The sequence below is a fragment of the Agrobacterium sp. 22-223-1 genome (assembly GCF_053522385.1).
The window spans coordinates 2,208,150-2,220,437 of the sequence record NZ_JBNWCN010000001.1 but is presented as its reverse complement, the minus strand read 5'-3'; the positions used below and the strand labels follow the sequence as shown (position 1 = coordinate 2,220,437).

General features: G+C 59.9%; 10 protein-coding genes. 4 read left to right on the top strand and 6 right to left on the bottom strand.

Annotated features, from left to right (window positions below):
• Window positions 1–72: 72 nt before the first annotated feature.
• Window positions 73–1,176 carry a redox-regulated ATPase YchF gene (gene ychF, locus ACQZ60_RS10990; RefSeq protein WP_035260423.1) on the bottom strand — a complete coding sequence of 368 codons (1,104 nt, stop codon included), beginning with the start codon at window positions 1,174–1,176 and terminating at the stop codon, window positions 73–75.
• Window positions 1,177–1,417: 241 nt separating this feature from the next.
• Between ychF and clpS the strand changes: the two genes are divergently transcribed.
• A complete protein-coding gene (gene clpS, locus ACQZ60_RS10985) occupies window positions 1,418–1,729 on the top strand; it encodes an ATP-dependent Clp protease adapter ClpS (RefSeq protein WP_035260429.1) in 312 nt (103 codons plus the stop codon).
• Window positions 1,730–1,732: 3 nt separating this feature from the next.
• On the opposite strand, the gene ACQZ60_RS10980 is transcribed toward clpS, so the two are convergent.
• The 5 genes from ACQZ60_RS10980 to ACQZ60_RS10960 form a co-directional block, all read right to left on the bottom strand.
• Entirely contained in the window at window positions 1,733–2,185 is a 453-nt protein-coding gene (locus ACQZ60_RS10980; protein ID WP_035260421.1) for a GNAT family N-acetyltransferase, read from the bottom strand.
• A 7-nt stretch (window positions 2,186–2,192) separates the two neighbouring features.
• Window positions 2,193–2,909, bottom strand: coding sequence for an aminoacyl-tRNA hydrolase (gene pth / locus ACQZ60_RS10975; RefSeq protein ID WP_035260419.1), 717 nt, complete (start codon window positions 2,907–2,909; stop codon window positions 2,193–2,195).
• Between the two features lie 118 nt (window positions 2,910–3,027).
• On the bottom strand, window positions 3,028–3,741 hold the full coding sequence (locus ACQZ60_RS10970) for a substrate-binding periplasmic protein (protein WP_035260425.1): 714 nt from the start codon (window positions 3,739–3,741) through the stop codon (window positions 3,028–3,030).
• Between the two features lie 17 nt (window positions 3,742–3,758).
• On the bottom strand, window positions 3,759–6,146 hold the full coding sequence (locus tag ACQZ60_RS10965) for a putative bifunctional diguanylate cyclase/phosphodiesterase (protein WP_448735218.1): 2,388 nt from the start codon (window positions 6,144–6,146) through the stop codon (window positions 3,759–3,761).
• 297 nt (window positions 6,147–6,443) lie between these two features.
• A complete protein-coding gene (locus tag ACQZ60_RS10960) occupies window positions 6,444–7,052 on the bottom strand; it encodes a 50S ribosomal protein L25/general stress protein Ctc (RefSeq protein WP_004430287.1) in 609 nt (202 codons plus the stop codon).
• 305 nt (window positions 7,053–7,357) lie between these two features.
• Here ACQZ60_RS10960 and ACQZ60_RS10955 point away from each other — a divergent pair, with 305 nt between their 5' ends.
• From ACQZ60_RS10955 to adh, 3 genes are all read left to right on the top strand, one after another.
• Entirely contained in the window at window positions 7,358–9,442 is a 2,085-nt protein-coding gene (locus ACQZ60_RS10955) for a putative bifunctional diguanylate cyclase/phosphodiesterase (RefSeq protein WP_448735331.1), read from the top strand.
• Window positions 9,443–9,547: 105 nt separating this feature from the next.
• The gene (locus ACQZ60_RS10950) at window positions 9,548–10,507 is read left to right on the top strand and encodes a helix-turn-helix domain-containing protein (protein WP_003522885.1); all 960 of its coding nucleotides are present in this window, start codon (window positions 9,548–9,550) and stop codon (window positions 10,505–10,507) included.
• Between the two features lie 173 nt (window positions 10,508–10,680).
• Window positions 10,681–12,198, top strand: a complete 1,518-nt coding sequence (gene adh / locus ACQZ60_RS10945) for an aldehyde dehydrogenase (RefSeq protein ID WP_059757421.1) — start codon at window positions 10,681–10,683, stop codon at window positions 12,196–12,198.
• Window positions 12,199–12,288: the final 90 nt, after the last annotated feature.

Here is a 12,288-nt window from a genome sequence, read left to right as displayed (position 1 = left end):
GGGAGAAGAAACCGCGCCGCAATGTTCGGTTACCCTTCTTGGCGGACCTTATCGAAGTCGCCAAAGGCCAGATCAGGTATTGAAGCGGAAGTGGATGACGTCGCCGTCCTGAACCACATATTCCTTGCCTTCGTCGCGAGCCTTGCCTGCTTCCTTCGCGCCGACTTCGCCCTTGAAGGCGACATAGTCGTTGTAAGCGATGGTGTTGGCGCGGATGAAGCCGCGTTCGAAATCGGAGTGGATGACGCCGGCGGCCTGCGGGGCCTTGGTGCCGCGCTCGATGGTCCAGGCGCGGCATTCCTTCGGGCCGACGGTGAAATAGGTGATGAGATCGAGCAGCTTGTAGCCGGCGCGGATCAGGCGGTCGAGGCCTGCTTCCTCAAGCCCCAGGGCCGAGAGGAATTCCTTCGCCTCTTCATCGGGAAGCTGCGCGACTTCGGATTCGATCGCCGCGGAGATGACGACGGATTCCGCACCCTGGGCCTTAGCCATTTCGGCAACGGCCTTGGTATGTTCGTTGCCGTCGACGGCGTCGCTTTCGGCGACGTTGCAGACGTAAAGAACCGGGTGCGCGGTCAGGAGGTTGAGGCCCTGAAGGATGCGCAGTTCCTCGGCATCCAGCGTGGAGAGCAGGGTGCGGACCGGCTTGCCTTCGTTCAGAAGCTTCAGTGAGGCTTCCATCAGCGGCAGCTGCGCCAGCGATTCCTTGTCCTTGCCGGTGGCTCGCTTGCGGGTCTGTTCCGTGCGGCGCTCAAGGCTTTCGAGATCGGAAAGCATCAGCTCGGTCTCGATGGTTTCGGCATCGGCCACCGGATTGATGCGGCCTTCGACGTGGGTGATGTCGTCATCTTCGAAGCAGCGCAGAACGTGAACCACGGCGTCCACTTCGCGGATATTGGCGAGGAACTGGTTGCCGAGGCCTTCGCCCTTCGATGCGCCGCGCACCAGGCCGGCAATATCCACGAAGGAGATGCGGGTGGGGATGATTTCCTTCGAGCCGGCAATGTCGGCGAGGATTTTCATGCGCGCATCCGGAACCGCCACTTCGCCGGTGTTCGGCTCGATGGTGCAGAAGGGATAGTTGGCCGCCTGCGCCGCTGCCGTTTTCGTCAGCGCGTTGAAGAGAGTGGACTTGCCGACATTTGGCAATCCAACGATACCGCATTTGAAGCCCATGGCTTGAAACCTGTCCGTTTGAAAGAATTCGTTGAGGAGCCTTTTGCGGAAAGGGCAGGGCAAGGTCAAGCCCGCGGGCCGATTTGTGCGGGCAAAGCACCTTTAATGGTGCGGAATTTCGGGCAGGGTTGCCGATGCTGCGGTTGCGGCGCAATATAAGCCGGTCAAGCGATCGATCTTTCGTCATCAACGGGGTTTTCCCATGAACAACCGCGATGAGCGACAGGCACGAGCGACCATGATGAGTGACAGTCCTGTCGATCTCAAGCCGAAACCGAAAGTCAAACCGAAGCTGGAGCGGCCGAAGCTCTACAAGGTCATTCTGCTGAATGACGACTATACGCCGCGTGAGTTCGTTACCGTGGTGTTGAAAGCCGTCTTCCGCATGAGCGAGGAAACCGGCCACCGGGTGATGATGACGGCGCACCGCTTCGGCAGCGCGGTCGTTGTTGTCTGCGAGCGCGATATTGCCGAGACCAAGGCCAAGGAAGCGACCGATCTCGGCAAGGAAGCGGGATTTCCGCTGATGTTCACCACCGAGCCGGAGGAGTGAGCGTTAATCCAGCCGGATCTGAAAGCCCGTCTTGTTCTGCACGAAACCGCAGCTTTCGTAAAAGGCGTGGACCTCCGGGCGTTGTCGCCCGGTCAGCAGCATCACCTTGTAGCAGTTCGCCGCAAAAGCGGCCTCGACGGCATGGCGCACCACCGCGCGGCCATATCCGCGGCCGCGACGGTTTTCCAGCGTCACCACGTTTTCGATAAGGGCATAGGGACGGGCGGCGCGCGTCAGGTTCGGAACGATCTGCAGCGTGGCGGTGGCGACCGCTTCTTCGCCTTCGGTCGCAAGAAACACGGTCAGGCCCGGCTGGGCGAGCATGGCCGCGAAAGCCGTGTTCGCTTCTTCTGCCGTCATTTCAGGGTCGGACGGATTGAGAGCCCGGTAAAGGTCAAGCAATCCGGCCAGATCGCCGGCTCCGGCTGCGCGCAGGACGATGGGCTCCGAAGACATTTGCGATCTAGTCCTTCTTGCTGAACATGCGTTTCAGCATTTCGGCCATCGGGCCGGTTTCCGGCAGCTTTTTCGGCTGGGCGCTGTTGCGTGCCTGATGGATATGGGACTGTGCGGCGGGCTTGGCTGCCTTGGCCGGCTTTTCGGCTTCCGGCTTGCTGCCCGTGGCCAGCGCCAACTTGTTCATCAATTGCGAATCCTCGGCTTTCACCAGCATGGCGGCATTGTCGGCAATGGCGTCCAGAAGCGGATCGAGCCAGACCCGGTCTGCCTTGGCGAAATCGCCGAGCACGTGGCCGTGCACCCGTTCCTTGTCACCGGGATGGCCGATGCCGAGCCGCAGGCGGCGATAGTCCTTGCCGCAATGGGCGTCGAGCGATTTCAGGCCGTTATGGCCGCCATGGCCGCCGCCGGTCTTGATGCGGGCGCGGCCGGCCGGCAAGTCCAGTTCGTCATGGATGGCGATGATGTCTGCCGGCGCAAGCTTGAAGAAGCGCATGGCTTCGCCGACGGACTCACCCGAAAGGTTCATATAGGTCAGCGGCTTCATCAGCAGGACCTTCTCGCCGCCGATCTCGCCTTCGGAAATCTCCGCCTTGAATTTTTTCGACCAGGGCGCAAAGGACGGCAGGCGCTGCAGCGCATCGACGGCCATAAAGCCGATATTGTGACGGTTTACCGCATATTGCGCGCCGGGATTACCAAGTCCTGCGATGATCTTCATGGGGCATGTCCGCGTTTTGCCTGATGATGCTGTTGTCACCACCCCGAAAACCGCCGGCTGTCAATCTTTTTATGAGTTTTGCTTTTTATGAGTTTTGCGGGAACGCCGAACCGGCCGCTTATGGGCTGACGAGATTATAGCGGTCGAATATCCGTTGCTGCGTTCCGTCGGCGATCAGCCTGTCCAGCCGGGCCTGTAATTTCGCGATGACCTCGTCGGGCACGCTTTTGTTGCAGGCAAGCCCAAGCTGTTGCCGCGAGAGAGTTATCACTTCGCTGAACGTGTCGGCGGGCAGGCTTTTGAAGGTGCTTTCAGACATGGGCATCAGGTCGATGCGGCCGGCCTTCAGCTTGTGAAGCGTGATCTCGAAATCAGCGCCAACATCCACCTGCGGGAAACCGAGCTTTTCCAGAAGCGCTTCGGTGTAATCTCCACGCTGGGTTCCCACCCGATATTTCTTGGCTTCCTCAAGGCTGGAGGCTTCGATATTCGCGTTGCGGCGCGCCACGAGAATGTTGCGGTCGATATGGATCGGCGTGACCCATTTGAACTGTTTTTCCCGCTCCGGCGTTCTCGCAGCGGCGAAGACACAGTGCATGGCCTGCGTTCTGGCCAGTGCGATGGCCCGCGCCCAGGGCATGACGGCGACTTCGTAGCTGGTGCCGGTGTCTTCGAGCACGGTTCTGAGCTGGTCGAAATAGACACCCCGCACGCTGCCGTCGCTGGCCTGCAGATTATAGGGCGGATAGACCTCGGTGGTCAGGAAGAGCTTGGCCGCGCTGGCCGGAGTGGCGAGAGCAAGAAAGATCAGGCAAAAGCGGATCAATCCCATGGCTGCCCCCTGCCGGTTCATGCTTGCCGCGCCGCGGCGCGGTTTTGCCCGGACGCCGTGTCGAGTGAGGTGATCAGCCTTTCGACCGGCTGCGGACGTGCGAAGAAATAACCCTGCCCGAAATCCGCGCCTATATCGGTCAGAAGCGCCTTCTGTTCCTCCGTCTCGACGCCCTCGGCAATGACGGCGCAGTTCATCTTGTGCGAGATGGCCGCGATGCCTTCGACCAGCATGCGATTGCGCTGCCTGATGTCCATCCTGTCGTCGCAGATCGAGCGAGTGAAGGACTGGTCGATCTTGACGATATCGACCGGAAAACGGCTGAGATAGCTGAGCGAAGAATAACCGGTGCCGAAATCATCCAGCGCGATGCGGCAGCCGAGCTGGTGGATGGCATTGAGGATCGCCCGGATTTGCGGATCGTCCTTCATGATAACGGCTTCGGTGATCTCGATGACCAGCCGTCTGGGAAGAATGCCGTGGCGGTGCAGAACGCCGGCGATGCGCGTCGGCAATCCCGGTTCGAATTGCAACGGTGAGAAATTTACCGCCACATAGGTCTGGTCCATGCCCGGCAGGTGCGACAGCCTGGCGAGATTGGCGATCGACTGATCGAGAATGACATTGCCGATGCGGTGGATAGTGCCGTTTTCTTCCGCAAGGCTGACGATCGCGGCCGGGGAAAGCAGGCCCTTGTCCGGGTGGTTGAGACGCAGCAGCGCCTCGAAACCCGCCGTCTGGCCGGTGGCGAGGTTTTGAATCGGCTGGAAATAGGCCTCGAACCAGTCTTCGGAAAGCGCCTGCGCGATATCCCGTTCCAGCTCCGCATGTTCGCGCGCCCGGTCCATGATCGAACTGTCGAAGACCTGCGAGCCGTTCTTGCCCGTGCGCTTGCGGGTATACATGGCCATGTCGGCATTCTGCAAAAGCTCGGAGGCGCTGGCGGCGTGCAGGGGATAGACCGCCATGCCGATGCTGGCGCTGAGGCGGATGCTGTTGCTTTCGATCTCGAAGGGCGTGTCGAGCATGGCGCAGATGCGCTCGCAGAATTGCAGGGCGCGCTCTTCCACCTTGTCGCCGGCCAGAAGAATGGCGAATTCGTCGCCGCCCAGCCGCGATGCGCTGTCCAGCGGCGTCAGCAGCGGTTCGAGCTTTAGCGTGAACTGTTTAAGAACAGCGTCGCCCGCGGCATGGCCGAGATTGTCGTTGATCGCCTTGAACCGGTCGAGGTCGATGAACAGGCAGGCCAGCTCGCTGCCGTTGCGGTCCGCATCGCGGATTTGCAGGTCGAGAATGGCCTCGAAGCCCTGGCGGTTGAAAAGGCCGGTCAGGTGGTCGGAAATGGCCTGCTGGCGGTTGCGCTTTTCCGACTGGCGCAGTTCGGTCACGTCCGTCATGACGCAGAGGCAGGTGCTCTGATGGGCCGCATCGCCGGAATCGAGGGCCTTTTCGAGGATGAGCGCATCCATGAGGCTGCCATCCATGCAATGGAAACGCACGGTAATGCCGCTATGCGAGGCATCGGGCAATGGATGAGCCGTCTTGCGCTGCTGGAACAGAAGCCGGTCATCGGGATGGATGAGATCGGCGAAATTCAGGCCGAGTATCCGGGTGCGGTCGTAACCGGTCGCCTGCACCCAATAGTCACTGACGGCGGCAATGCGGTCGTGCCTGTCGAGCGAAAACAGCATGGCGGGCGTGCGGTTGTAGATTTCCGTCTTACGCTCATGCGCATTCTTGATCTCCAGCTCTTCCTTTTCGAGCTGGGTCTGCATTTCGTTGAAGCTTTTCGCCAGCCGGCCGATTTCGTCCTTCGAACGCCAGTCGACGTGGTGGCGCGAGCCGAGACGCCGCGTCGCCTCGATGGCGGCCGCCAGCCGCATCAGCGGACGGATGACCATGAAGCGGTTGCCGGCGATGGCGGCAAGAACGATGGTAAGGACGGCGAGGATGAAAATCGTGATGAAGGCCAGTTCGGTACGGCTCAAAGAGGTCAGAAGGCTGACATTGTCGTAATAGATCGTCAGTTGCCCGACGGTGATGGAGCCCTTGGTGGTCTTGTAGGTCACTTCACGCGTCGTCGAGGCTGCATCCTGAATGATGTCGCTGCCGGCCGTCTGGACGATATCGAGCTGGCCGGAGGTATCCCTGACCTCGACCATCCTGATCACGGGGTCGGAAATGAGGGTGCCGGTAATCTGGTTTATGGTGTCGTCATCAAGGTCCCACAGGGGCCGGGCAAGCGCCTGCGCATTGGTCGACAGCAGAATCTCAAGGTGGTTACGCTGGCTGCGAATGGCTTCGTGATAGGAAAGCGTCAGCAAAAGCGTGAAGAGCGGGGCGACCACTGTAAGAAGTGCGCCGGAAACAATCGCGATAAAGCGACTTTCGACGGAATGAGCCATGTTCGATTGCAGCTACCCTTTGCCCTAGACTTGCTGCGCCCCGTTTCGTCCGCCCGGAGGGTTTTGCGAGGGTTTTCGGCAAAAGCCTGTTTTCCCACGCATTTCCTCAGCCCGGCCGGTGTTTCACGACAGCGCGAGGGTATCGTTTCATGGAAGTGTTAATCGACACTGAAACGGGTTCCGTATCAGGTGAGGATGGCAAGCTTTCTGGTTTTAAAGTTCATAAAAACTAAAAGGCCCGTTCCGAAAACGGAACGGGCCTCATTGTTCAAAGCTGTCCGGCCTTGCGGCCGCCGATTATTCCTCGGAAGCTTCTTCAGTCGTTTCTTCTGCAACGCCGCCAGCCGGAGCGACGATCGTTGCGATCGTGAAGTCACGGTCGGCGATAACCGGCGTGATGTTCTTCGGCAGCTTCACATTCGAAATGTGAACGTTGTCGCCGATCTTCAGACCAGCGAGATCGACCGTGATGAATTCCGGAATGTCGTTGGCCGGGCAGTGGAATTCCACCGTGTGGCGAACGATGTTCAGAACGCCGCCGATCTTGATGTCCGACTTTTCTTCGTTGACGAAGTGAACCGGAACTTCGACGTTGACGAGCGTGTTGCCCGAAACGCGCAGGAAGTCGACGTGCATGGTGAAGTCGCGGACCGGATCAAGCTGGTAGTCCTTCGGGAGAACCTTGATCTTCTTGCCGTCGACGTCGATGATCGCAACCGTCGTCATGAAACCGCCGGCGTGGATACGCTTGGTGACTTCGTTGGTCGACAGGGCGATGGAAATGGGGGCCTGCTTGTCACCATAGATGACAGCGGGAATCAAACCGTTGCGGCGAAGTTCACGAGAGGACCCCTTACCAACTCGTTCGCGCGCCTCGGCCTTGAGCTCATACGATTCTTTGCTCATGGCAATTCCTTTCGAGGTTATATGGAGAGTTCACGCCGAACGAAGCGGCCTGAACCGGAGAGGCCAAAGGCCATCCCGCCCGCGTTGCCTCCAAGGGTGTCTACACGGGTGCGGGCGCTATAATACAAACGGGGCATAAAGACAAGAGCGGCCCGTTTTTCACGGGTGCCGCTTTATAATTTTATTAGTGATCACTAATTCACTCGTTTGTTGCAACCTTTAATATATGCTTATCCATGCACATAAACCGGGTGAAAACTTGGCGAATGATAAGGCTACGCAAAATTCCAATTGCGTAGATGACAATGCTCAAAGTTCTCCAGTGCCTCACCATCGATCACGACTATCGATACACCGCCGCAGCCGTCTTCGTCTGCATGCTGGGCAGTTTCGTCTCGATGCGCCTTTTTTCGAAAGCACGTCTGGCGACGGGTGTGCAGAAGGTCAACTGGCTGTTTCTGGCGGGCGTCAATGGCGGGGCGGCGATATGGACCACCCATTTCGTGGCGATGCTGGGCTATGTCGCTGCGGGTGATGTCGGATACGATCCCTATCTCACCGGGCTGTCGCTTTTGATCGCCATTACCACGACGACTGCCGGTTTCGGCATTTCCGCCTATGGCGGGCGCAGCGTGCTGGTGGAAGCTGGTGGCATCGTCCTCGGCCTCGGCATTGCGGCCATGCATTACACGGGCATGGCTGCCTATAATGTTCAGGGCATGCTTTTCTGGGATCAGGCTTATGTCATCGCCTCGCTGATATTGGGGGCGGTGCTGGGCGCCATTGCGGTCAATCGCATTGCCCGGCCTCTCAACCGTTTCTGCCAGTATAGCGCGGTGGCGTTTCTCATTCTGGCCATTGCCTCGATGCACTATACCGGCATGGCGTCGATGTCCTTCGCTTTCGACCCGCGCATCGTCATTCCGGAAAACCTGCTGCCGCCGGCCATCATGGGCGGAGGCGCCATTGCGGTGACGCTTCTGCTTCTGGCGCTCGGGCTCTCCACCTATGTCATCGACGCCCAGTCCACCCAGCAGGCGGTTGCCCGCTATCGCCATCTTTCGTTGCACGATCCGCTGACGGGTATTCCCAACCGGGCGGCATTCATCGAGCATCTCAATCGCCGCACACGCCATGTCTCGATGGGTGCGCATACGGCGCTTCTGTCCATCGATCTCGACCGTTTCAAGGAAATCAACGACGTGCATGGCCATGCGGCAGGCGACGCCGTGCTGCGCGCCATCGCTGACCGCGCGAGTTCCGTGCTGAAGACCGGAGAGTTTCTGGCCCGCATGGGCGGCGATGAATTCGTGGCGATGACCCATTCCTATTACACCCGCGCCGACGGCGCGGAATTCGCCCAGCGATTGATCGAACAGATCAGCAAGCCGGTTGAATGGAACGGACAGACATTTTCGGTCGGCGCAAGCGTCGGCATATCGGTTCGCAATACCGGCTCCATCGATGCCGATACGCTGATGGCCCAGGCGGATGTCGCCATGTACCGGGCGAAAAGCGGTACTTCGGACACCATATGCTTTTACGACAAATCCATGGACGAGGCCGCGCGTGAGCGCAACGTGCTGGCCGTCGCCATGCGCAGCGGCCTCGCCAATAACGAGTTCGAGCTTTATTACCAGCAGCAGAACGACACCAAGAGCGGCAGCATCGTCGGTTTCGAAGCGCTTTTGCGCTGGAACCATCCCGAACGCGGCATGGTCTCGCCGACCGAATTCATTCCGATCGCCGAACAGACCGGCTTTATCGTCGAACTGGGCGAATGGGTTCTGAGAGAAGCCTGCGCGCAGGCCGCTCAGTGGAAAAAATCGCTCGCCATTGCCGTAAACGTCGCGCCGCAGCAGCTTGCGGATAATGATTTCCCCGATAAGGTTGAGAAAATTCTCGCCGAGACGGGGCTTGCGCCGGAAAGGCTCGAGCTGGAAATCACCGAAGGCAGCATCATCGCCGACCATCGCCACGCGCTCGTCACCATCCGCAAACTCAAGTCGCTCGGCGTCAAGATCGCCATGGACGACTACGGTACGGGCTATTCCTCGCTTTCGACGCTGCAGAGCTTCCCCTTCGACAAGATCAAGATCGACCGCGCCTTCATCGATGGCCTGTCGACCAACGTGCAGTCGGAGGCGATCGTTCGCTCGACGCTCATTCTGGCGCACAGCCTCAATATTCCGGTGCTTGCGGAAGGCGTCGAAACCAAGGCCCATATCGAGTTCCTGCGGCGTGAAGGCTGCCTGCAGGTGCAGGGCTTCTTTTTCGGGAAGCCCGGTCCGCTGACCTCCATCGCCAATCTCGTGGACGATACGTTCCTTTCGGCCGAGGATGAAACGGACGTGACCGCCGGCCGGCGTTATTTCAAGGCGGTCCGATAGTCTGGCGCCGCCCGCGGCTGCACCCGGCAAGGCCGGTCGCGAAATTTTTTGTTGAAACATGGCCGCTTCCAGCGCACCATCGCCGAAAAGCTTTGGGAGGAGCGTATGCCGACAGACATCGCCCATGCGGAACGCGTGTATGAAACCGCGCGCCATCGTTCCGCCGCCGCAAGTTCTCCGATTGTCGCTTCCTGGCGTCGCTGCATGGTCAAACATCATCTTGCACCGGAGGAAAACCGCAAGCCGATCTTTCTCAGCGAATATGAATTCCGTCGCGCCCGCGAAAGTGCGGCCGGCCTGATTGCCGAAAGCACGGATGAACTCGACCGCATTTTCCAAAGCGTCGGCAAATCCGGCTGCTGCCTGCTTTTGACCGACGCGCAGGGCGTTGCGCTGGAGCGGCGCGGCGCTTCGGGCGATGATCGTGATTTCCGGGCGCTTGGCCTCTGGTCCGGGGCGGTCTGGAGTGAAGAGAGCGTGGGCACCAATGGCATCGGCACGGCGCTGGTGGATGAGCGCTCGGTGGTGGTCTACCGCGATCAGCATTTCTTCACGTCGAATACCGAACTCTGCTGCACCACGGCCCCCATCCGCGACCATACCGGCCGGGTGACGGGCGCGCTCGATATTTCCACCTGCCGCGACGACATCAACGAGATGACCTTTTCCTTCGTCACCCAGGCGGTGAAGGATGCGGCGCAGCGTATTGAGGGTAATCTTTTCCGCCGCGCCTTTCCCGGTGCGCGCATCGTCGTCGTGCCGAGCGGGTTCGGCGCGGCGCTGTCGCTGCTTGCCGTAGATCAGGACGATCTCGTGCTGGGTGCGACCCGTGCCGCACGCCTTGCACTGAAGCTGGACGATGCCCGCATCGCGCAGGGTCTACCCGCCGCCGATGTTCTCCAGGAACAGCGCCACGATGGCGGTTCCGATCTTGCGGAAGCGGAACGCTCGGCGCTGCGGCGCGTGTTGTCGCGCACCAACGGCAATGTCACGCAGGCCGCTTCCCTGCTCGGCATCAGCCGCGCCACGCTTCATCGCAAGATGAAGAAATTCGACGTGCATTGAGGTGCGTGCGGGTGCGATCCGGCCCATCATGCCGGATCGAGGCGCCTTTGTCGCAGATGTGAGACAATGTGCGCTGCGGAACCGCGCCGCCCCTCTACCGAACCGCGCCATCTAGGCCCACCTTCCTCCCATGCGATCCGCTGCGGATCGTTTTCATCAGGGAGGATGAAATCATGAACATTCAGGTTCAGCAGAAAGCGGGCGAAGCGCCCTTCAAGCTGAAATACGGCAATTACATCGGCGGCAAATGGGTGGAGCCGAAATCCGGTCGCTACATGGATAATCTTTCGCCGGTCACCGGCCACAAGATCTGCGAAGTGCCGCGTTCGGACGCATCCGACATCGAGTTCGCGCTGGATGCCGCCCACAAGGCCCGCGATAAATGGGGCAAGACGAGCGTGACGGAGCGCTCCAACATCCTGCTCAAGATCGCCCAGCGGATCGAGGACAATCTCGATCTCATCGCCCGGGCAGAGACCTGGGATAACGGCAAGCCGCTGCGCGAAACCACCAATGCGGATATTCCGCTCGCCATCGACCATTTCCGTTATTTCGCGGGCTGCATCCGCGCCCAGGAAGGCACGATCGGCGAAATCGACAACGATACCGTCGCCTATCACTTCCATGAGCCGCTCGGCGTCGTCGGCCAGATCATTCCCTGGAACTTCCCGATCCTGATGGCCGCGTGGAAGCTTGCACCGGCGCTTGCCGCCGGCAATTGCGTGGTGCTGAAGCCGGCGGAACAGACACCGGCCTCGATTCTCATCGTGATGGAACTGATCGAAGACCTGCTGCCGCCCGGCGTCCTCAACATCGTCAATGGCACCGGCCTCGAAGCCGGCAAGCCGCTGGCGCAGAGCAACCGCATCGCCAAGATCGCCTTTACCGGCTCCACCTCGGTCGGCAAGGAAATCATGCGTTATGCGGCCGACAACGTCACCAACATCACGCTGGAGCTGGGCGGCAAGTCGCCGAACATCTTCTTTGCCGACGTGATGAACGAAGACGACGCCTTCCTCGACAAGGCGCTCGAAGGTTTCGCCTTCTTCGCGCTCAACCAGGGCGAAGTCTGCACATGCCCCTCGCGTGCGCTGGTGCATGAATCGATCTATGACCGCTTCATGGAAAAGGCGATCAAGCGTGTTCAGGCCATCAGCCAGGACGATCCGCTCAATCCGTCGACCATGCTGGGCGCGCAGGCCTCGCAGGAACAGTTCGACAAGATCATGAGCTATCTGGAGATCGGCAAGAAGGAAGGCGCCAGGGTTCTGACCGGCGGCGACCGCAAGACGCTCACGGGCGATCTGAAGGATGGCTATTACATCCAGCCGACCGTCTTCGAAGGCAACAACAAGATGCGGATTTTCCAGGAGGAAATCTTCGGACCGGTTGTCTCCGTCACCACCTTCAAGACGGTGGAAGAGGCGCTCGAAATCGCCAATGATACGGTTTACGGTCTGGGCGCAGGCGTCTGGAGCCGCGATACCAACATTGCCTATCGGGCCGGCCGTGGCATCGAAGCGGGCCGCGTATGGACGAATTGCTATCACGTCTATCCGGCGGGCGCTGCCTTTGGCGGTTACAAGCAGTCGGGCATCGGTCGCGAGACCCACAAGATGATGCTCGACCATTACCAACAGACCAAGAACCTGCTCGTGTCCTACAGCCCGAACAAGGTCGGTTTCTTCTGAGGTCCTCCCCGGAAGCCGGCGAGGGGCTGTGGTGCCAGATCGTCGGCGTGTTCCCAGGGGCTTCGGCCCCTGGGAGCCCGGCTTCAAACA

Coding starts and splice junctions, on each gene's coding strand:
- ACQZ60_RS10955 (WP_448735331.1), top strand. CDS start 7,358: ATGCTCAAAGTTCTCCAGTGCCTCACCATCGATCACGACTATCGATAC.
- clpS (WP_035260429.1), top strand. CDS start 1,418: ATGAGTGACAGTCCTGTCGATCTCAAGCCGAAACCGAAAGTCAAACCG.
- pth (WP_035260419.1), bottom strand. CDS start 2,909: ATGAAGATCATCGCAGGACTTGGTAATCCCGGCGCGCAATATGCGGTA.
- ACQZ60_RS10960 (WP_004430287.1), bottom strand. CDS start 7,052: ATGAGCAAAGAATCGTATGAGCTCAAGGCCGAGGCGCGCGAACGAGTT.
- adh (WP_059757421.1), top strand. CDS start 10,681: ATGAACATTCAGGTTCAGCAGAAAGCGGGCGAAGCGCCCTTCAAGCTG.
- ychF (WP_035260423.1), bottom strand. CDS start 1,176: ATGGGCTTCAAATGCGGTATCGTTGGATTGCCAAATGTCGGCAAGTCC.
- ACQZ60_RS10970 (WP_035260425.1), bottom strand. CDS start 3,741: ATGGGATTGATCCGCTTTTGCCTGATCTTTCTTGCTCTCGCCACTCCG.
- ACQZ60_RS10980 (WP_035260421.1), bottom strand. CDS start 2,185: ATGTCTTCGGAGCCCATCGTCCTGCGCGCAGCCGGAGCCGGCGATCTG.
- ACQZ60_RS10950 (WP_003522885.1), top strand. CDS start 9,548: ATGCCGACAGACATCGCCCATGCGGAACGCGTGTATGAAACCGCGCGC.
- ACQZ60_RS10965 (WP_448735218.1), bottom strand. CDS start 6,146: ATGGCTCATTCCGTCGAAAGTCGCTTTATCGCGATTGTTTCCGGCGCA.